This is a genomic window from Streptococcus sp. bf_0095, from assembly GCF_004166885.1.
Taxonomy (GTDB): domain Bacteria; phylum Bacillota; class Bacilli; order Lactobacillales; family Streptococcaceae; genus Streptococcus.
This window is the reverse complement of the sequence record NZ_RCYU01000001.1, coordinates 415368-436024: the sequence shown is the minus strand read 5'-3', so window position 1 is coordinate 436024 and position 20657 is coordinate 415368. Positions and strand designations below refer to the sequence as shown.

General features: G+C 42.6%; 23 protein-coding genes. 3 read left to right on the top strand and 20 right to left on the bottom strand.

Annotation, left to right across the window (positions count from 1 at the left end; all coding sequences use genetic code 11):
- Position 1: 1 nt before the first annotated feature.
- The 10 genes from EAI95_RS02205 to EAI95_RS02160 all read right to left on the bottom strand — a co-directional run bounded on the left by EAI95_RS02205 (position 2) and on the right by EAI95_RS02160 (position 8245).
- The gene (locus EAI95_RS02205; RefSeq protein ID WP_129822065.1) at positions 2–769 is read right to left on the bottom strand and encodes an alpha/beta hydrolase; all 768 of its coding nucleotides are present in this window, start codon (positions 767–769) and stop codon (positions 2–4) included.
- Between the two features lie 62 nt (positions 770–831).
- The gene (gene ffh, locus EAI95_RS02200; protein WP_129822064.1) at positions 832–2403 is read right to left on the bottom strand and encodes a signal recognition particle protein; all 1572 of its coding nucleotides are present in this window, start codon (positions 2401–2403) and stop codon (positions 832–834) included.
- A gap of 17 nt (positions 2404–2420) precedes the next feature.
- Positions 2421–2636: a 2-oxoglutarate:acceptor oxidoreductase gene (locus tag EAI95_RS10035; RefSeq protein WP_129822063.1), complete on the bottom strand. Its 216-nt coding sequence runs from the start codon at positions 2634–2636 to the stop codon at positions 2421–2423.
- 2 nt (positions 2637–2638) lie between these two features.
- Entirely contained in the window at positions 2639–2971 is a 333-nt protein-coding gene (locus tag EAI95_RS02190; RefSeq protein ID WP_003001435.1) for a putative DNA-binding protein, read from the bottom strand.
- Between the two features lie 101 nt (positions 2972–3072).
- A complete protein-coding gene (locus tag EAI95_RS02185) occupies positions 3073–4017 on the bottom strand; it encodes a 3-oxoacyl-[acyl-carrier-protein] synthase III C-terminal domain-containing protein (protein WP_129822062.1) in 945 nt (314 codons plus the stop codon).
- Between the two features lie 11 nt (positions 4018–4028).
- Positions 4029–5297, bottom strand: a complete 1269-nt coding sequence (locus tag EAI95_RS02180) for a F390 synthetase-related protein (RefSeq protein WP_129822061.1) — start codon at positions 5295–5297, stop codon at positions 4029–4031.
- Positions 5275–6090 (bottom strand): MBL fold metallo-hydrolase, encoded by an 816-nt coding sequence (locus EAI95_RS02175; RefSeq protein WP_129822060.1) that lies wholly within the window; start codon positions 6088–6090, stop codon positions 5275–5277. Before EAI95_RS02175 ends, EAI95_RS02180 begins: the two co-directional genes overlap by 23 nt.
- A complete protein-coding gene (locus EAI95_RS02170; protein WP_129822059.1) occupies positions 6065–7042 on the bottom strand; it encodes an NAD(P)-dependent oxidoreductase in 978 nt (325 codons plus the stop codon). Before EAI95_RS02170 ends, EAI95_RS02175 begins: the two co-directional genes overlap by 26 nt.
- 229 nt (positions 7043–7271) lie before the next feature.
- Positions 7272–7505 carry a hypothetical protein gene (locus EAI95_RS10030; RefSeq protein WP_238662883.1) on the bottom strand — a complete coding sequence of 78 codons (234 nt, stop codon included), beginning with the start codon at positions 7503–7505 and terminating at the stop codon, positions 7272–7274.
- Between the two features lie 41 nt (positions 7506–7546).
- The gene (locus tag EAI95_RS02160; protein WP_129822058.1) at positions 7547–8245 is read right to left on the bottom strand and encodes a GntR family transcriptional regulator; all 699 of its coding nucleotides are present in this window, start codon (positions 8243–8245) and stop codon (positions 7547–7549) included.
- Positions 8246–8383: 138 nt separating this feature from the next.
- Between EAI95_RS02160 and guaA the strand changes: the two genes are divergently transcribed.
- Positions 8384–9949: a glutamine-hydrolyzing GMP synthase gene (gene guaA / locus EAI95_RS02155; RefSeq protein ID WP_129822057.1), complete on the top strand. Its 1566-nt coding sequence runs from the start codon at positions 8384–8386 to the stop codon at positions 9947–9949.
- A 307-nt stretch (positions 9950–10256) separates the two neighbouring features.
- Positions 10257–10562 carry a hypothetical protein gene (locus EAI95_RS02150; RefSeq protein WP_023023261.1) on the top strand — a complete coding sequence of 102 codons (306 nt, stop codon included), beginning with the start codon at positions 10257–10259 and terminating at the stop codon, positions 10560–10562.
- 272 nt (positions 10563–10834) lie between these two features.
- On the opposite strand, the gene EAI95_RS02145 is transcribed toward EAI95_RS02150, so the two are convergent.
- From EAI95_RS02145 to EAI95_RS02105, 9 genes are all read right to left on the bottom strand, one after another.
- On the bottom strand, positions 10835–11848 hold the full coding sequence (locus tag EAI95_RS02145; protein ID WP_129822056.1) for a DUF1002 domain-containing protein: 1014 nt from the start codon (positions 11846–11848) through the stop codon (positions 10835–10837).
- A 194-nt stretch (positions 11849–12042) separates the two neighbouring features.
- Positions 12043–12645 (bottom strand): lysozyme family protein, encoded by a 603-nt coding sequence (locus tag EAI95_RS02140; protein WP_129822055.1) that lies wholly within the window; start codon positions 12643–12645, stop codon positions 12043–12045.
- A complete protein-coding gene (locus EAI95_RS02135; protein WP_129822054.1) occupies positions 12645–13619 on the bottom strand; it encodes a nucleoid-associated protein in 975 nt (324 codons plus the stop codon). The genes EAI95_RS02140 and EAI95_RS02135 overlap by 1 nt, the downstream gene beginning before the upstream one ends.
- A gap of 8 nt (positions 13620–13627) precedes the next feature.
- Positions 13628–14884 (bottom strand): serine hydroxymethyltransferase, encoded by a 1257-nt coding sequence (gene glyA / locus EAI95_RS02130; protein WP_129822053.1) that lies wholly within the window; start codon positions 14882–14884, stop codon positions 13628–13630.
- 12 nt (positions 14885–14896) lie between these two features.
- Entirely contained in the window at positions 14897–15328 is a 432-nt protein-coding gene (locus EAI95_RS02125) for a GNAT family N-acetyltransferase (protein WP_129822052.1), read from the bottom strand.
- Between the two features lie 10 nt (positions 15329–15338).
- The gene (locus EAI95_RS02120; RefSeq protein WP_129822051.1) at positions 15339–15929 is read right to left on the bottom strand and encodes an L-threonylcarbamoyladenylate synthase; all 591 of its coding nucleotides are present in this window, start codon (positions 15927–15929) and stop codon (positions 15339–15341) included.
- Complete coding sequence (gene prmC / locus EAI95_RS02115) at positions 15916–16752, bottom strand: peptide chain release factor N(5)-glutamine methyltransferase (protein ID WP_129822050.1); 837 nt, start codon at positions 16750–16752, stop codon at positions 15916–15918. The genes EAI95_RS02120 and prmC overlap by 14 nt, the downstream gene beginning before the upstream one ends.
- Complete coding sequence (gene prfA / locus EAI95_RS02110; protein WP_129822049.1) at positions 16752–17831, bottom strand: peptide chain release factor 1; 1080 nt, start codon at positions 17829–17831, stop codon at positions 16752–16754. Before prfA ends, prmC begins: the two co-directional genes overlap by 1 nt.
- A 9-nt stretch (positions 17832–17840) precedes the next feature.
- Positions 17841–18428: a thymidine kinase gene (locus EAI95_RS02105; RefSeq protein ID WP_048716033.1), complete on the bottom strand. Its 588-nt coding sequence runs from the start codon at positions 18426–18428 to the stop codon at positions 17841–17843.
- 419 nt (positions 18429–18847) lie between these two features.
- Here EAI95_RS02105 and EAI95_RS02100 point away from each other — a divergent pair, with 419 nt between their 5' ends.
- On the top strand, positions 18848–19030 hold the full coding sequence (locus EAI95_RS02100; RefSeq protein WP_001117401.1) for a 4-oxalocrotonate tautomerase: 183 nt from the start codon (positions 18848–18850) through the stop codon (positions 19028–19030).
- 177 nt (positions 19031–19207) lie between these two features.
- On the opposite strand, the gene EAI95_RS02090 is transcribed toward EAI95_RS02100, so the two are convergent.
- On the bottom strand, positions 19208–20554 hold the full coding sequence (locus EAI95_RS02090) for an MATE family efflux transporter (RefSeq protein WP_129822048.1): 1347 nt from the start codon (positions 20552–20554) through the stop codon (positions 19208–19210).
- Positions 20555–20657 lie beyond the last annotated feature (103 nt).

Below are 20657 nucleotides of genomic sequence, written 5' to 3'. Positions count from 1 at the left end.
ATTATAGATTCAAAAATAGACTTAACTGTTTCACTAGATCTGGATTAGTGGGTAAAGCTGAATGATGAGCCTTGCGTCCTTTTAAATTCACTTCTGTATAGGCTTGTTTCTCAAAAATAGAATGTGCTGCTTTAGCACTAGAAAGAGGGACGATCCCGTCTGATTTCCCAGCAAAGCTACCGACAAAGTTAAGGACCTCTACTTCTTTATCTAATCGATGCTTCCATTTTTGAAAATCGTCATACATTTCTTGATTGAATTGGTAAGGACTACCAATAATAACCAGCTTGCTCACGGTCAGCTTTTTCTTTTCTAAAAAGCCACTTTCCAATAAGCCAGTCAAAACTAGTCCACCATTGGAGTGCCCGACTGCCTTGAACTCTGTAAAATAATAGTGATCAAGAAGATAGGTTAAAGCGATCTTAAGGGATTCGATTTGCTGCTTGATATTGCTGTAGCCATCTCGATTGTTCTCGAAGCCAATCACAATCATCGGATTCGGCTCTTTCGTATTCAGTCTTCCCTCCATTTCTATAGAATGATCTTTATTGACTTTTATTTTTAAAAGACTCTGTTTTTTTCTAGAAAAGCGATGGAGCATGCGGATGGTTCCGTTGAATCGCTGGATACTAGCTGAACTTCCAGGTACAAAGATGATTGGTCTGATCGGTGGTTTCTTTGACCCTTTAGGAAATTCAAAGGGCTTGCTGTGCGAAGAAAACAATCTTGCAAAGAAACGAATGACTTGTTGAAATAGTTTTTTTAACATGATCCTCTAGTAGTAGTTTCTAAAAGAACCCGGAACAGTGTTCCAGGCCCTCTTAGAAACGATTATTTCCGTTTTTTCTTATTTTTTCGCATTTGTTTGGCCATCTTATTCATCGCCCGTTTCATCATAAATTCACCGGCTTTTCCTTTGAGACCACCACCGAACATTTGGCTCATATCAGGCATTCCAGCGCCTCCGCCAAGAGCTGACAAGTCAGGCATGCCACCTTGTCCCATCATGCCTTCGAGGGCAGACATATCAGGCATTCCACCAGGCATATTCTTCGGCATATTATTTGGATTGAGCCCCATTTGTTTCATCATCTTGTTCATATCGCCAGAGAGGACACCTTGCATCATCTGCTTGGCTTGGTTAAAGTCCTTGATGAATTTATTGACTTCGACAAAGCTATTTCCTGAACCAGCAGCAATCCGACGACGACGGCTTGGATTTAACAAATCTGGATTTTCCCGTTCAGCTGGTGTCATGGATGATACGATCGCACGTTTGCGAGCAATTTCTCGTTCATCGACCTTGAGGTTCTTCATGGCTGGATTGTTGGCCATTCCTGGAAGCATCTTGAGCAGATCTTCCATTGGTCCCATATTTTGTACTTGGTCTAATTGATCAATGAAATCGTTGAAATCGAAGGTATTTTCCCGCATCTTCTCAGCGAGTTCAAGGGAACGTTTCTCATCGTATTCTTGAGAAGCCTTCTCGATCAGCGTCAGCATATCCCCCATACCGAGGATCCGACCAGACATGCGGTCTGGGTGGAAGGTTTCGATATCAGTGATTTTTTCACCAGTACCAGTGAATTTGATTGGCTTCCCAGTAATCTGACGGACAGAAAGGGCTGCACCACCACGGGTATCCCCATCAATCTTGGTCAAGATCACCCCGGTCACTTCGAGTTGTTCATTGAACTCACGCGCCACATTGGCCGCTTCTTGACCAATCATGGCATCGACAACCAAGAGGATTTCATTCGGCTCAGCAAGGGCTTTGACATCACGCAACTCAGCCATGAGTTTTTCATCAATTTGCAGACGACCGGCTGTATCAATCAAGACATAGTCATTGTGGTTGGCTCTTGCCTGTTCCAAACCTTGGCGAACGATCTCCACTGCAGGGACTTCTGTACCAAGTGAAAAGACAGGGACATTGATCTGCTGACCAAGCGTCTTCAACTGGTCAATGGCTGCTGGACGATAAATATCGGCCGCAATCATCAAAGGACGCGCATTTTCTTCCTTGACCAATTTGTTGGCCAATTTCCCCGCAAAGGTTGTTTTACCAGCCCCTTGAAGACCGACCATCATGATAATGGTTGGAATCTTTGGAGATTTGATAATGTCTGCTGTCTCAGAACCCAAAATGGCTGTCAATTCTTCATCAACAATCTTCACGATTTGTTGGGCGGGGTTCAAAGTTTCAATGACCTCATGACCTACGGCCCGCTCGCGGACGCGTTTGATGAAGTCTTTTACAACTGGAAGGGCAACGTCGGCCTCTAAGAGGGCAAGACGAATCTCTTTAGTCGCCTCTTGGACATCCGCTTCAGAGATTTTCCCTTTCTTACGAAGATTTTTAAAGACGTTCTGTAAACGTTCAGTTAAGCTTTCAAATGCCATTTTTTTCTCCTATTTTTTCAATTCAGTGGAAATCGTCCGAAATGTTGCAAACATTCTAGTTCTTCGGGTGTGACTTCTTTCATGATTTCATTTGGATATCCCCAACAGCTAAAACCTATTTGCATAGCATTGGAGATATCATTGGGCGAGATAATCTGTAGTCGAGTAGGAAATACTTCCTCTGCGACTAATAGTTTGCAAGGTATTCCTTGATAAATGACGAGACTGCCCATAATCACTCCCGATTGTCAATGCTGGATAAAATTTCAACCTGCTCTTGTAGAAAAGTATCTTCCGGATAGCGTTCTAAAATCTGATCAAAAATCTGGCTGCGTACAATGTAGTCAGAGTACATATGCAACTTCATCTCATAATCCTCTAGAATCTTCTCTGTCCGCTTAATATTATCATAAACCGCCTGACGACTGACCCCGAACTCTTCCGCAATCTCAGCTAAGCTGTAGTCATCTGCGTAATAAAGCTCGATATAGTTCATTTGCTTGTCCGTCAAGAGCGCTGCATAAAACTCAAAGAGCGCATTCATTCGGTTGGTTTTCTCAATTTCCATACCTTTCATTATATCAAAAAAGCCCGCCAAAGACTAGCGGGACTTCATGCTTTTTGCCTGAGTTTTTAGGAGTATACACTATTTTTTATCTAAGCAAAGAATTAGATTTTCAGAGCCAACATATTGACCGTCATACCCGCTGCAGTTCCCATTAAGAAGATGGTATCTCCTTCTTTGACAAGGCCATGTTCCAGGGCGTAAGCTAGGCCAAAAGGTACAGCTACTGAAACCATGTTTCCGTAATCGCTAACAATGTTAAGATACTTATGGTCTGGTACCCCTAATTTTTCCATAACCAAAGGAAGGGCACGACTGGCTTGGTGAGGAATGATATAGTCTACATCAGCAAGCGATAGGCCGACCTTGTCTTGAAATTCTTGGAACATGTCAGGAATAACACGCGCAGATAGAAGCAAAATCTTCTTACCCTTCATGTCAAACATGAAATCGGTTTTGGTTGATTCACTATAATGTTTTGGGTGGTAGGCGGTTAAACCACCACGAATCTCTGTATCATGGGCTCCCTTTGACCAGGTCCGTTGAAGGCTTGCCATCACTCCCAGATCTTCTGTGGTACTTTCAAAGATAAAGGCAGCTGCCCCATCACTAAACAATTCATAGCTTTCTTTCTGTTTTGGATTGAGACCGAGACTTCCTACTTCACTTGAAACAATGAGGACACGCTTGTACTCGCCACCTTCGATCAGATAAGAAATGGTACTGAGGGCTGAAATAAAGCTGGTACAAGTGGTATTGATATCCATAGCGGGAATGGTCAAGTTCTTGGCAACCCGTTCATGGATTAGAGCTGCTGTACATGGAATCGGCTGAACCCCTACGGCGCTGGCTGAAACTAGGCAGTCAATATCTGTCATGGTCAATCCTGCCTGCTCTAGAGCCTGTTCAATAGCACGAGCAGCTAAGTCGATCTGAGATTCTTCATCTTCTTTTACTCGGTAACGTGTCTGGTCCTTAAAGGTAACTTGATGCTTGGGTAAGGCTGTTCCATATCCTTTAATACGAACATGTCTTTGTACACTTGTCATAATGCTTCCTCCTATTTGTGAAGACGTTGTACGCGCTTGAGTTTGCGTGTCGTGTCCCATCGGTAGTCAATAAAGGTAAGAGCGGGCATGATAAAGCCCTTTTGATCTGCTAAGACTTGAAATTGGTTGAGGATAGCCTCTTCTATATCAGGTGAACGTTTGCTGAGGGCAACCTGGACTTGTCCATCTTCGGTTTGAGTCACTTGATAGTCTTGAATCCCTTCGACAAAGAGGATACAACGTCGAATGAAGTCTGGATAAACCATCTGTAGCTCCCCATCGGCTTTCTTGAAATAAAAGATGTCGTCCGACCGGCCCTCAATTTTAGCAATCCTTGTAAAGACAGAACCACAATGGCAGGGCTCAGGATCCTCTACCAGAATATCATTGAGCCGGTAGCGGAAAATCGGCTGGCTACTACGTTTAAAATCTGTAATGATAGGATAAAAGCGGTGGTCATCCAAATAGTCTTTTTCAACTGATAGAATATCCTCGTTGAGGTGCAAGTTCCCCTCAGAACAGGTACAAGCTAAGAAACCTTCTGTCGCTTGATAGACCTGATCGACCTTAGTCAAGTGAAATGCCCGGCGGATGAGGTCCCGGTCCCGATCCTCTAAGATTTCAGCTACGGAAACAACCTTTTGTGGTTGAATCTGTAGGGCCTGATTCTCTAAATATTTGGTTAAATCCAATAAGGTAGAGGCTGGAGCAACAAGGATAGTCGGCTGGTAGTTATTTAAACGTTCTATATGCTCTTGGCTATCTTTGAAAATATCAAAATATTCTAAGCGAATCAAGGGAGAATTGATGGTTTGATAGAGCTCGTTATCAGCACGGAGGAAAAAGGCAATGCGGTGGCCAAAGAGCTTCCCTTTTGGAAGCATTTTAGCAAGAATAGCTGCTGCCCACATACTACGTTCCGTCTCTGTTGTGATAAAAATGCCTCGGTGGCCGGAGGTCCCAGAAGAAAGCCCCACTGCCACTTCTCCTTGCATCTCTGTAAAATCACGAGACTGCTCCCCGCGAATGGCCATTTCAAGAGCCTGGTCCCGGTCGATTCCTTGGGTGTTTAACTCATTGAAATGCTCCATCATAAAGGTCTTGTCCATATAGCGGAAGTCCTTTGGAAGGCCTTGAGCGAAATAGGGCGAATGTTGGAGTAAGAAGGCCTGGTACTTTTGCAGCTCTTTCTCTTGGTAGCGCTCGAGTTCCTCTCGGTTCTTAAAGCGGTGGCCCCAACGAGTCTGACAAAAGGTTTTAAGAAAGGTCCATTTTTTCATCTAGTATCCTTTCTACCCGATTTATTGGATCATGGCTGACAAGAACATCGATCCCTTGATTTAACAAGGACCGCAAGAAATTAACGTTTTCTAAATAGGCCTCAACATTATCCTGAACTTGACTAGGAATCCAGCGCATCTGCTCCGTCAAGGGAAGGAGGTCAATCCCCCAGCAGAGATCAGCTCCGATAAACAATTGATACTCTGGAAGGAATAGGCAACCCTGTCCCTTAGCATGTCCATCATGAGAACTAAGAAGAATACTACCGTCTTTAAAGATATCCTCTGTTGCCGTATAAGGAAAAAGAGGGTTGGTTGCTTGAGGTTGCATAATTTTGACGGATTCTTCAAAATGATCCGGCATAAACTCTTTAAAAATTAAATCCTTGAAGCTGGGCTTTTGATAAACTTGATACGCTCTCTCGGTGACCAAGAAGCGCGCATTTTTGAAGCAAGCCGCTCCTCCTAGATGATCTGGGTGAAAATGGGAGAGGATGACATAAGAAATGTCTTCTGGTGAAATCCCAGTCGCTTGAAGCAAACAATCAATCTGGTCTTCCTTCTTCATCTGCATAGGAGTGCCAAGGCGGTAATAAAGATAACGGAGTTTGCTTTTGATCTCATAATGATAGCCAGTATCGTAGAGAATATAACCATGTTCTCGGTGTTTGAGGAGATAGACGCCGGCTGGAAAGACCATTTTCTTCCTTTTCTGTCCCTTAAAGAGCAAGGCCAGATTGCTAGTACAATAGCCAGCAGGGAAGTACTTAATGCTTTCGATAATCTTGGACATACCGGGCAATTCCCTCCTTGATGCTGAGGCGTGGCTCATAGCCCAACTCTTCTCTTGCTTTTGAAATATCAAGAGTCTGGCTATAACGCAATAGGTAGTAGGTATAGCGAGTCAATGGAGGCTCTCCCTTTAGAGGTAAGACCCGATAAAGAACTTCTAAGCTCGAAGCTAAGCCACCTAGAAGAAAGGCCGGTAGCTTTTTATAACGAATAGGAAGTCCCAAGCCCTGCAAGGCTTCTTCGATCAGTTCCTTAAAGGGAGTCGGCTCGCCGTTGGTAATGTTGTAAACCTGGCCTTCTGCCCGATCTGCTTTCAGAGCCAAAGCGATGGCCAAGGCAACATTTTCAACACAGGTCATGTCCATCAATTGCTTGCCTTCCTTGATTAAGGGGATTCCAATTTTTTGGCTTAGCTTGAGAACACGAGGAAGGATGCTGGTATCCCCAACGCCAAAGAGCCCACGTGGACGGAGGATGATGCTTGGAACATCCGGGTAAGCAGGAAAGAGCTTCTCTGATAAGAGCTTACTTTTGATGTAGTTGTTTAAATGATTTTTAGCTGGAGCATCTTCTTCCTTGATGCCGATTTGGTCTTTTGGAGCGGCGTAAATACTTGGTGAAGAAACATAGACCAAGCGTTTTATTTTATTAGTTCGACAAGCTTCTAGAACATGCTGGGTACCAAGGACATTAGCTTGGTAAAAACTCTCCCAAGGCCCCCAAATAGTGGATAAAGCTCCAGCATGAACGACCATTTCAACGCCCTTGCAGGCCTCTTCTACTGCTTGCTTGGAACTTAGATCTCCTTTAAAGAATTCCACCTGGTCTGAAACCAAGCTTTGTCCTACTGCTTCATTCCGACCGAAAGCGCGGACAAAGTAGCCCTCTGCTACTAGCTCTTTTACCACATATTTTCCTAGAAAACCTGTTGCTCCTGTTACAAGTACTTTCATGGTGTCTCCTTTTTAACTAAGCGACGAATTTCTTTCTTTAAGATGCTGGTGGCATCATAGGTCTAGGCTCTCTTTTGGAGCTCTTTGAGTTGGGATCAGTCTTTTCTTGCAAGTAATTGCTCAAAGGCTTGAGCGATCTTTTGACTCTTGTCCTTGGGAGCTTGCAAAGCTACTCCTGCTTCTACTCCGCGAATAGCGTAATCATATTGGTCATAGTCATGCCGGAGGATTAAAGCTGGAATCTCATTTTTGATGCATTGTAAGAAAATCCCTGCACCATCTGGTTTTCCATAATAGGAGCAACAGTAAAGCCAATAACTTCTGCTACTTTTAGCTTTTGAGGCCCTGTAAAAATCCTAATCTCATAGTTAAGGTCATTCAATAATGGGGCTAAAAGCAAGAGGACAGGATAAAGGTGTCCACTGAGAGGTGCTGCAACAGCATCAATTTTAATTTGAGACATAAAAACTTCTTATAGAATTTACATAATATAATTTATGTAAATCAATTATTTTCTAAGTAAAATTCAAACCGTTCTCCAACATATTGGCTTTTTACATACTCAAAAGCAATACCATTATCAAAATAAGAAACCTGGGTCAAAGCAAGGATGGCCTGTCCTTTGGGGATTTCCAGATATTCAGCAATTTTTTCTTTGGCCAAGCGTGCGTAAATGGTTTGTTGAGATTTCCCGATTCGATAGCCGTGCTTTTCTAAGGTTTGGAAGAAATGACTGGTCACTTCTTCTTTTTTGAAGTTTTTGATAAATTTCTCAGGGATGGAGGTAACTTCATAAACGACTGGTACACCATCCGCATAACGAACCCGTTCCATTCGAACAATTGTTTCAGTCTTGTCGATACCAAGCTTATCTACTTCTTGAAGGCTAGGAATAGTGCGTTTGTAGGATATAACCTGTGTAGAAGGTATTTTTCCTTGGGCCTTCATGATTTCAGTAAAACTAGTCGTCCCCCGCATCTTTTCCTGGACGCGCGTGCTAGCGACAAAGGTACCACTACCAATACGTCGCTCCAGTACTCCTTCTTCTACCAAGAGTGTAATGGCTTGACGGAGGGTCATCCGACTCACTTGGAACTTCTCAGCCAAGTCCCGCTCACTAGGGAGGCGTTGTCCGATTTTCCAGATTTTCTGGTCAATTTCGGCTTTAATTTGATCATGAATTTGTATGTAAGCTGGAATCATCTTGCTACTCTTTCTGTGTGTTATAACCTATTGTAGCGCAATTTTGTTAAATCTTCAATCCTAGTCAGTCTTGATTGGTAATGAAGGGGCTTTTGTGTTAGAATAGAGGAAAAGAATTTTCTAGAAGAAGGGGAAAAGATGACAAACCTATCAACTGATTTGCATGATGTTGAAAAAATCATCGTGCTTGACTACGGTAGCCAGTACAATCAGCTCATCTCTCGTCGTATTCGTGAGATTGGTGTCTTTTCAGAATTGAAGAGTCACAAGATTACTGCAGCTGAAGTGCGTGAAATCAATCCAGTTGGGATCGTTCTTTCAGGCGGACCAAACTCAGTGTATGAAGAAGGGTCTTTCGATATTGATCCTGAAATTTTTGAACTTGGCATTCCAATTCTTGGGATCTGTTATGGAATGCAGCTATTAACTCACAAGCTTGGTGGGAAGGTTGTTCCTGCAGGCGATGCTGGTAACCGTGAATATGGTCAATCTGAGCTTAGCTTGACGGAGTCTTCTGCTCTCTTTGCAGGCACACCAGACAAACAATTGGTCTTGATGAGCCACGGGGATGCTGTTACAGAAATCCCTGCTGACTTTGTTCGTACAGGTACTTCTGCTGACTGTCCGTATGCATCGATTGAAAACCCAAATAAGAAAATCTATGGTATCCAATTCCACCCTGAGGTTCGTCACTCAGTTCATGGCTATGATATCCTTCGTAACTTCGCTTTGAACATCTGTGGTGCCAAAGGTGACTGGACCATGGATAACTTCATCGAGATGCAAATCAAACAAATCCGTGAAAAAGTTGGAGACAAACGTGTTCTCCTCGGACTTTCAGGTGGTGTTGATTCTTCTGTAGTTGGGGTTCTTCTCCAAAAAGCCATCGGTGATCAGTTGATCTGTATCTTTGTAGACCACGGTCTCCTTCGTAAAGGGGAAGCTGACCAAGTGATGGATATGCTTGGTGGTAAGTTTGGTTTGAACATCGTTAAAGCAGACGCTGCTAAACGTTTCCTTGATAAATTGGCTGGTGTATCTGACCCTGAACAAAAACGGAAGATTATCGGTAACGAGTTTGTCTATGTCTTTGATGATGAAGCAAGCAAGCTAAAAGATGTGAAATTCCTTGCTCAAGGTACACTTTATACAGACGTCATCGAGTCAGGTACAGATACTGCTCAAACCATCAAGTCTCACCACAACGTGGGTGGACTTCCAGAAGACATGCAGTTTGAGCTTATCGAACCACTCAACACTCTTTACAAGGATGAGGTTCGTGCCCTTGGTACAGAACTTGGTATGCCAGACCACATCGTATGGCGCCAACCATTCCCAGGACCAGGACTTGCTATCCGTGTCATGGGTGAAATCACTGAAGAAAAACTTGAGACAGTCCGTGAATCAGATGCTATCCTTCGTGAAGAAATCGCTAAAGCTGGTCTTGACCGCGACATTTGGCAATACTTCACTGTTAACACTGGCGTTCGTTCCGTAGGTGTTATGGGAGATGGTCGTACTTACGACTATACCATTGCCATCCGTGCTATCACTTCCATCGATGGAATGACAGCTGATTTTGCCAAGATCCCTTGGGAAGTCCTCCAAAAAATCTCAGTACGTATCGTAAACGAAGTTGACCACGTTAACCGTATCGTCTACGATATCACAAGTAAACCACCTGCAACTGTTGAGTGGGAATAAAATGACTTGATAAAATAACGCTTGAAATCATTGATTTCAGCGTTTTTTTATATATGTAAGACAGCGTTTATAATCAAAATAACCTCTACCTCTAGACCAGTTCCAGGCAGTCTATATCAAGGAGCAAAATTTCCTAATTCAAAAAACAAAGAAAATATAGACGGAACTTGTGAACTCTATTTGGGTGTTAGATTAATATTAAATAATATAGAATGAAACAGGTTCTTGTATGAAGCTCGTACTTATGTTATGATAGTTTTAAATCTATTCCTTTTGAGTAAGGAATTCATAAAGTTAGGAGAATCAAATGTCTGAAATTACAGTTTCGCGTCAAACTGGCCTTGTAGGTGTATTAATGAAGGTAAACGTTTATATTAACGGTGAATGTGTTGCCAACTTAAGCAAAGATGAAACCGTTACACTTCCGCTTCCTGAAGGGCTTGATATGGTTAAGGTCTACGTAGATCAAAGAGGAGCCTTCACACGTTCTAAGGAAGTGATCGTAAAAGCTGGTCAAACAGCTGTCATTAAAGGCTCAGCTTGGAAGACTTTTCTAGGTATTTTCGGAAAAATCTTAGGTATTCCTTATCTCTCAATCGAAGTAACAGATTAAAAAGCCATCATTCGATGGCTTTTTATTGTATACACACTAATCTTATCTTACATAAAATAATCTCTTTGAATCAATAATGATGATTACTTGTTGTTAAAATTATACGAACAATTTTGAAATTTTCTCAGTGAGAAAAGTGCTTGAAACAGTATGATTCAAAACTTAGTCATGGAACTTCCTGGATTTCATCTAACCTCCCCACTCACTTAAGGAAAGTTTCTAAAAATACTTCGTATTTGAACTGAAATCATCTAGCATTGGTTTTTTATAGTTTATTTCCTCTTGATTTGTTTAGTATGAAAACGAAAAACTATTAATCCGATTGCAAGGAGCATCAGGACTCCCAGTCCAATCATAAGGTACAAAGGAAGCTTGTTGGTTTCTTTCAGTAGTGTTTCTGTATTGAGCTTGGTATCAATCGTATTAAAGCTATCTCCTGCTTTCTCAATGATATCCTGTTTTAGAGGTTTGAAGGACTTGACAAGGTATTTATCAGAGCTTAGCTGACTATTAGAAAGCTTGCTAGCAAAATCAACTAATTGTTTGGTTTGTTCATCCGTTATAGCACCCTCTAATTGATAAGTTTCCAGAATCTTTTTTACCAGCTTTTGGAAATCTTTCTTCTCGAGCTTTTTGTCTTGATTGCTTCCTGTTAGAGCTGCGATTTTAAGATCGATGACAGCGACATTGAGCTTATCTTCATGGAAGCCTTTTTTACGGGCACTCTCTTTATAGATGGTTGCAAGCAGGGATAATTCTTCCTGAGCAAGTGTTTTGTTTTCATCAGATATGGTGCTACCATTTTGCTCAAGGGAGTATGCGACCGCTGCAAGGGCACTCATGCCTGATGCTTCTGTTGGAGACGCAATCGTGATTTCGGCATGTTCTAGCCCAAGAGTGGTCAGTGCATTTCGATGCATATCCGCTGTTACTTCTGTTATATTTTGAGGAGTGACAATGTGCACGCTAATAGGCGCTTTCTTGGCTTGTTTCTGTAGTTTAACGGAGGAATAACGATCTCCGTTCTCATCAATAGTAAAACTTGTATAAGCAGAAGGATTCATGGTTTTCCATTCCTTCTCCTTTTCTTCGTTATACATCAAGAGACTGAGGGTTTGCTCGACTTGAAACTCATCCAATGATGAGCCAATGACATAGTCAGGTTGGCTATATTTTTGATCAATGACTTTCTGAATGGTTGCGTCTGCAAAAACTGTTGAAGAGCTTGCAAGGAGTGCCAACCAGCCAACAATAAAGATTCCAATAAATTTCCTGAATAGTTTCATACCTTCTCCATAACTACTTCTATCATACTAAACCTCTTTCGGACAATAAAAAGGAAGCAGGTTTTTTCCCTTTGCCTCCCTTCTAGTCTATCCTTTTTATCTTAAGACTGGCTTACAGCTTCTTTAAAAACAGATGACAGTTTGCTCCATAAAAAAACAAGGGATTCTTCCCTTGTTTAGAGCGACTGCCTGTATTAGAACCAGGAAAATAGTTTCATGATGAACTGATTCATTTCGACGAGACGTGAATAATAATAATTTCCCCCATTAACGTAGAGCTCTGAGCCATGTAAAAATGAAATAGGATGGAGATAAAGATAGGTCTTCCCTGTGACATTTCCAAGACTCGGTGCAACCACTTCTTTTGAGTATTTACGGGCTAATTCAAGACTATTTTTCCCGCCATTTTTTGCTACATATTCAATGTAATCTTGTCCAAAATTATAAGCCTGTACAGCTGTCCAAGGATCAACTCCCTTCTCCTTTGCTTTTCGCAGATTCTCAGAGAGGGTTTGAATTCCTTGGCGGATACTTTCTTTGTTATTGGTGATAGAATTTGTCTGGCCTGTTGCACTTTCACTGGCCTGCATGACATCATCTTCCTTACCCTTGGTCTCTGTATAAATCATAGCAAGGATCAGATCTTCATTCGTACCAGTATCTTCCTCAGCCAGTACTTCACGCACTAAGGTACGATAAGTCATGACCTGTTTGACATCCCGGTGTATCTGATAGCCCTTGTATATGATAAAGACGAGCAAGAGGCAAAAGAAAATTTTTATTATTCGTTTCATCATTATTTATTCTGAATGTCCTCTATATTCTTGATGAGGATCGAGTAGGTCCCATTTTCATTCTGAATGAACTCTACCGATTCAGCATCTTCGTAAACATGGTTAGGGACCAAAAGCTCAATTCCGTTTGAAAGGGAGAGTTTTTGGTTTTCAAATTTCTTCAATTGGCGGCTGGCATCAATCTCATCGAAGCGAACAGGATCTGGAATAGTCTCTTTCACCAGATCGACAAAACTGAGTCGAGCTGTTAAGTTGTTATCGAACAAATCATTGGCTAACTTTTCAGGTGACAATTCATTCTCTTCTTCCAGTTGGTTGAAAATTGCTGATTTGACCTTGGATTGGAACTGAAAATCATCTTGTTGGAAGTTCTCAGCAATCCGTTGGGCCGTTTTTTCGATTTCTTTGATCGATTTTTTAGGTGAAATCTTGGGTTGCTCCTGGAGGAGATTCTCAGAGAAATAGTTCAAGAAAGTCCCATTGTACTTGATTCGTTTTTCAATCAAATGGTACTTGAGACTTTGAAGATTGATGACCAAGGCTTCATCGGCCCCCGTTCCAAAGCCAGGTAGATTGTTTTGCGTTAGCTTGATTGGGTTATCTACTTCTCCTCCAAGATGGGTCAAGGTTTCCCGTAAGGCGATCCGAAGAAAGGCAAAATGATCCACCCCTTCTTTTGAGAATTGGATAAACACCAAATCGTTGGTCTTTTGATTCTCAGAGACGACAAATTCTTCTTTCCAGCGATTGGCTAAGGCTACTGAAGTTTCTAGGAGATCATCCGTTATCATCTCAAGGAATGGATTGTCTTCCTCAAAAATGCCGGTTTTCGCCTCATCGGAATAGACCCGCTCAATCTTTTTGCGCAAGTATTCCTCAATTTTGGGGGTGATATTCAGGAATTTGTCTGCCAGATAAATATCGGTATCATCTGGGCTAAATTGATGAATGATGGCTTTTTTTACGTAGATGTCCATAAGATGGTTTAGTCCTCGTAAAGTGGGAAGGCGTCTGTCAAGGCTTTGACTTGGTTCCGCACTTCTTCTAATACAGCTGGGTTATCTGCGTTTTTCAAGGTTTTGATCATCAGTTCAGCCACTGTACGGCTTTCCTCTACTCCAAAACCACGAGCGGTGATGGCTGCTGCACCGATCCGAATCCCACTGGTCTTGAATGGCGACAAGGTTTCATAAGGAATGGAGTTCTTGTTGAGAGTAATATTGACTTCATCTAGCAAGTTTTGCGCCACTTTCCCATTTTCAACGACTTTCGTCACATCGACAAGGAAAAGGTGGTTCTCAGTTCCGCCTGAAATGACACGGAAATCAGGATCTTGTAAGAAGACAGCCGCCATAGCTTGACTGTTTTTAATGACGTTCGCTGCATACTCTTTAAAGGCAGGGTCCAAAGCTTCCTTGAAGGCTACAGCTTTAGCTGCGATGACATGCTCCAACGGTCCTCCTTGAATACCAGGGAAAATAGCAGAGTTAATTTTCTTAGCTAATTCCTCGTCATTGGTCAAGATCAGGCCTCCACGAGGGCCACGAAGGGTCTTGTGAGTGGTCGTGGTCGTGATATGGGCATAAGGAACTGGACTTGGATGAAGACCTGCCGCTACCAAGCCAGCGATATGGGCCATGTCAACCATGAGCTTGGCTCCTACTGCATCCGCAATCTCACGGAATTTTGAGAAATCAATAATCTGAGAGTAGGCTGATGCACCAGCAACGATGAGTTTTGGCTTCACTTCTTGGGCTTGTTTTAAGATGGCATCAAAATCCAAAAGTTCTGTCTCAGGATCTACGCTGTAGGACACAAAGTTATAGGTTTGACCTGAGAAGCTCACAGAGGCACCGTGAGTTAAATGTCCTCCTGCAGCCAAATCCATCCCCATAACTGTATCGCCAGGCTCAATCAAGGCCATATAGGCAGCGCAGTTGGCCTGACTTCCTGAATGTGGTTGAACATTAGCGTACTTAGCCCCAAAGATTTCCTTAGCGCGTTCCATGGCTAAGCTTTCAACCACATCGACCACATCAGTCCCGCCGTAGTAACGACGACCAGGGTAGCCTTCGGCATATTTATTGGTCAGAATAGATCCTTGAGCTGCCATCACTGCCTTAGAGACGACATTCTCAGAAGCAATCAACTCAATATTGTTTTGCTGGCGCTCTTCTTCTTTGGCAATGGCATTCCATAGGTCAGCATCATAGGCTTTGTAATCTTCTTTGTCAAAAATCATAGATCTACTCCTTTAAAAAAATTTAATAAAACGTTTTTGTAGCTTATCAGAGCTATAACCGACATGCTCGTAAAAAGCATGAGCCTCAGTGCGGTAGTCAGCAGAGTTTAAGCGAATAAAAGCGTATCCTCTTCGTTTGGCTTCTTCTTCTAATCCTTGAAGCAAAATTTTCCCGATGCCTTTTCCTTGCTGATCTGGTAAAACAGCAAGAGCCAGAACATTAAAACCAGGTTCTGAGTAGAGGGATTGGTAAACTTCTGCATGAACATAACCAAGTAGTTGATGCGACTTAACATCTTCAAACCCGATGAAAAAATGGTGGGAATCTTGGATTAATTTAACTAGTTGCTGGGCTGTTTTCTCAATAGAAAAAGAGTAGCCTAATGCTTGCGTGTTAATCCGACTTAAAGCTTCCACATCCGTTAATAAAAGGTTACGTAACATCTACTCCCTCCTAGAAAGGAATCTCTGGTACACGCTCAAGGATCTCTGAACGAGTAATGGCACCCTGACGCAAGATTCGGGCTTTAGGACCCGAAAGGTCTAAAATAGTCGAATCTTGTCCAGTTAGAAAGCTATCGTCTTCAAGTCCTATCACTCCATGACCAAGTTCTTTAAGAATTTGCTGGCACTGGGTCCCACTAGCTTTCCCAGAGAGGTTGGCAGAAGGTCCAATCAAGGGACCCGCTTTACGAATTAATTCCAATGTTTTTGGATGAGCTGGCATCCGAAAACCAACCGTAGCCATCCCAGAATTAATCCAAGCTGGTACTTCTTCATTGGCTTCGAGAATGATGGTTAAGGGTCCTGGCAAAAAGGTTGCAATTAGTTTTGATAGATAAGGTGGTTGATTTTTCGAATAAAATCGAATGTCTTCTTCACTGGAAACATTGAGGTTCATAGCCTTTTCACGAGGCCGTTGCTTTAGAGCGTATACCTGATCAACCGCTGCTTCATCCAGTGCCTTTGCAAAGAGGCCATAGACAGTCTCAGTCGGTAAGACAACTGCATGTCCGGTTTCTAATTCTTTCTCAAATGGATCCATTGTCTACTACTACCATTCTATCTTGTCCAAATTGGTCTTTCAGCACTCGAACTTGTTTGTCAGGAAATGCCGTTTGAAAGAGCTCTTTTACCTTGTTACCTTGCTTATAGCCGATTTCTAGATAGATTTTTCCTTCTGGTCTTAATACACTCGGTGCTTGTTGAGCAATCTTTTCGTAGATGGCATATCCATCATGATCAGCAAAGAGAGCCAAGTGGGGTTCAGAGGCTAAAACGTTAGCTCCAACTTCTTCTACATCGTCCCGCGAGATATAAGGAGGGTTGGAAACAATCAAGTCGTAAGGACCTTCTAGATCATCCAGTATATCTGAAGACTTGAATGAAAGAACTGCTGCTAACTGCTGGGCATTTTCTTGAGCAAGCTCCAAGGCATCTTCTGACACATCACTGGCTTGAACCTGCCAATTAGGTCTAGCAAGGGCTAAGCTAATGGCAATGGCACCACTTCCAGTTCCGATATCCAGAACTCGTAAGGATTCCTTATCGTTTTCCTCAAGAATGAGGGTAACGAGTTCTTCTGTTTCAGGTCTAGGAATCAGCACGCGCTCATCAACTGTAAAAACATGGCCACAGAATTCTGCGCTCCCAATAATATACTGGGCAGGGACGTGATGTTTCAGCTGCTCAAAGATAGAATCCAGCAAGGCCTGATCCTCTGCTTCCACTTCTTTTTGCAAGGCAAGGACAAAGTCCGTAAAGGTCCAATTTTTTAAAGCACGATATGCGAAGGAGAGGCTTTCTGCTTCCTCTCCAACGGCTATTAATGCTTCTTCATACTGGGCTAATAATTGTCCCAACAACATTATTTGTTCAACTCTTCTAGTTTTTGAGTTTGATCATACAAGACCAAAGCATCGACCACTTCATCCAATTTACCAGATAAGATGGTATCAAGTTTTTGAAGGGTCAAGCCAATCCGGTGATCCGTCACACGGTTTTGAGGGAAGTTGTAAGTCCGGATCCGCTCTGAACGGTCACCTGTACCGATGGTTGACTTCCGTTCAGCATCCTGCTCGTCTTGGGCGATCTGAGCAAAGTGGTCAGCCACACGCGCACGGATGATCTTCATGGCTTTTTCACGGTTCTTTTGTTGCGTCCGTTCTTCCTGCATCTCTACCTTGATATTGGTCGGCAAGTGGACGATACGAACGGCTGTTGCGACCTTGTTGACGTTCTGTCCACCCGCACCAGATGCGTGGTAGATGTCAATCCGAAGGTCTTTTTGATCAATGTCATACTCGACTTCTTCGATTTCTGGCATGACCAGAACTGTGGCAGTCGAAGTATGGACACGACCTTGGCTTTCTGTCACAGGAACCCGTTGCACCCGGTGGGCACCAGATTCATACTTGAGTTTTGAATAAACCGATTGACCAGAAACCATGGCTACGACTTCTTTGATCCCACCAACGCCATTGTAGGAAGCTTCCATGACTTCAAAGCGCCAGCCTTGGCTTTCTGCGTATTTTTGGTACATCTGCAATAGGTCACCAGCAAACAACTGAGCTTCGTCTCCTCCAGCGGCTCCACGGATTTCCAAGATAATGTTCTTGTCATCGTTTGGATCTTTTGGAAGAAGTAAGATCTTCAGTTTTTCTTCGTACTCTTCTTTTTCAGCCTTAGCATCTTTTAGCTCTTGCTTAGCCATTTCTTCCAAGTCCGCATCGCCGCCTGCTTCCTTGATCATTTCTTCAGCGTCGACAATGTTTTGAAGGACTTGTTTGTACTCTCGGTAAGCTGTCACCGTGTCACGAGTGGAAGCTTCTTCTTTTGAAAGCTCCATAAAGCGTTTGGTATCAGAGACCACATCTGGGTCACTCAACAATTCTCCTAACTCTTCATAACGGTCTTCTACAGCTTGTAGTTGATCATAGATATTCATGTTTGCTCCTTAAGATTTCTTTTCTTGCTTAATATCTGGATTAAAATAATGCTTGCGGCAAACCGAGATATAGGTCTCGTGTCCACCGATCTGGATCTGCTCTCCATCGTAGACGGGTTTTCCCGCTTGGGTACGCAAGACCATAGTCGCCTTGCGGGAACAGTACTGGCAGATAGTTTTGATTTCCTCGATCTTGTCCGCTAACAAGAGGAGGTGTTTGGAACCTTCAAAGAGTTCATTTCGGAAATCATTTTTGAGGCCGAAAGCCATCACCGGCACATCCAGTTCATCCACGACTCTTGCCAGATCATAGACATGGTGGCGTTTCAAAAACTGGGCTTCATCGATCAAGACACAGTAGGGTTTCTCTTCCAAACTTTGGATATAACCGAAGATATCCGTCTCATCTTCAATGGCCATGGCTTCTCGTTTCATACCGATCCGGCTAGAAACTACTCCCACTCCATCTCGTGTATCGATTGCTGAGGTCATGATGACGACGCTCTTGCCTTGCTCTTCATAATTATGGGCCACTTTCAAAATCTCAATGGTTTTCCCTGAATTCATGGTCCCATATTTATAATATAATTGTGCCATTATCCTTCTGTTCTCTCTAAAATGTGTTTCATTATATTATAACACGGGCAGTAAATTAGGGCAACTTATAGAGAGGTTCACGAATGAATGATGCGCTATGGATGATGAGTTCTACGGAGGCTTGTTTTTCCTGTTTGCACTAGTAAAAAATGAACTCTGTTGCCACATCATTTTTGTTATTTGAGAATAAAAAAAGCGTTTATCATTTCCCTGACAAAATGACAAACGCACGGTGAGAGACCACTTCTCACAAATTAATTATACCATAATAAGTGAAGTTATGTAAGTAGGTGGTACTAAAAATTGGTAAAAAATTTTTATATGGTTATTAAACTGATACTCGCAACATCTACATAGACTTCTCCTTTTCATATAAAATATGATAAAATAAGGTTAAGATTTATGAAGGAGGTGGCGCAATGCCATTTGTACGTATTGATTTATTCGAAGGACGAACCTTGGAACAAAAGAAAGCTTTGGCCAAGGAAGTAACCGAGGCTGTCGTTCGGAATACAGGTGCTCCCCAATCTGCTGTTCATGTCATTATCAATGATATGCCTGAAGGAACCTACTTCCCTCAAGGTGAGATGCGTACTAAATAAGAGAGTGGGATAGAAATCGGTAATTCGTTAGAATTCGATTTCGTCATCCCACCTCCGCACAGTTGAGTAGGGCTATAAAAGCTAATGAAATCAGCGTAGTAGAGCCCACTCAACCACTGCGTTTTGCTCGATAATCCAAAGACAATTGAGAGGCTAGGACTTTTGTCCCAGCCTCTTTTAGGAAATTTGGTATTTCTTTTGAATCTGCCATAGTCGCATCTGGTAACAAATACCACTAACAGCAAGGCTAGAAATAAGGCCAATCCAATAAGCATAGGGACCGAGGTTGGTCACATGGTCAAGGAAAATCCCTAGAGGGATAGAGATACACCAATAACTAAAAACTCCTAATAAGAATGGAACCGTTGTATCCTTATAACCCCGCAAAATCCCTTGAAGGGGGGCTGCAAAGGTATCGGCTACTTGGAAAAAGAGGCTATAGGTCATGAAAATCGCTGTTTGCTGCACAAAGACTGGATCCTTGCCGTATAGGCCTGCCAGTTGGAAGCGGAATGTATATAGAAAGGCGAGGGTGACAATCGCAAAGCCAAAGGCTGTCAATCGTCCCAAACGGCAATATTGTTTCACTACCTCCGGTCTTCCGGCTCCTAGTTCGTAAGACACAATAATTGCCATGGTGCTTGAGATACTAACTGGGAAAGCATACATCATGTTTGAAAAGTTCATAGCAGATTGGTGACTAGCAATGGTGAGTGATGGGAATTTTGCCATAAGCAGTCCAACAAGCGAGAAGATGATGACTTCAGCAAAAACAATTCCCCCGATTGGAAGGCCAAGGTGCAATACTTCTTTAATCCCTTTAAGATCATAAGGTTGTGGCTTCCACAATTGAAAAGGTGCTAACTTAGGGTGTTTGCACAAGATCAAAACTGCAATAGCCAGCAAGACCCAGTAGGCCAGAGAGGTTCCAAGACCCGCTCCTTCTCCCCCCATCTCAGGAAAACCAAGTGCCCCATAGATCAGGATATAGTTAAAACAAGCATTCAAAGGCAAGAGCAAGAGCATCAAGTACATGGATAGACGCGTCATTCCCAACGTATCGAGAAAGGTTCGCACGATACTAAAGAGCAACAAGGGTAAGATTCCTAGAGAAAGGAAATATAAGTAGCGAATCGCTATCTGAGCAACAACATTTTCTAAACCGATCTGCTTGAGTATGATTGGCGCAATCCCCCAGACAAAGCCTATTAAGAGAACAGCCATACCAAATGACATATAAAGAAATTGGTAAAAATCGCTAGCAATCCGATCTTTGTTTCCCTTGCCTAGGTGATGCCCGACAATCGGCGTTAGTGCAGAGACAATTCCTGTCAGGAAAGTGAAAAAGGGATTCCAAAGACTAGTGGCAGTCGATACTCCAGCTAAGTCCAAGGTATGGTATTGTCCCGTCATGGCTGTATCCACAAAACTAGCAGAGTAGTTGGCGAGTTGATAGACCAGGAGGGGGATAAATAGACTGATAAACAAGCGCAAGCGCTCTTTAAAATGATGGGTTAGATACATGGTAGGACTCTCTTCTTATCAAGTTGAAATTTTCTCTTACCACTCTACTATATGTCTCCTTAAATGTCAAAAGAATTAAAAAACTGAAGATCTAACGGATCCT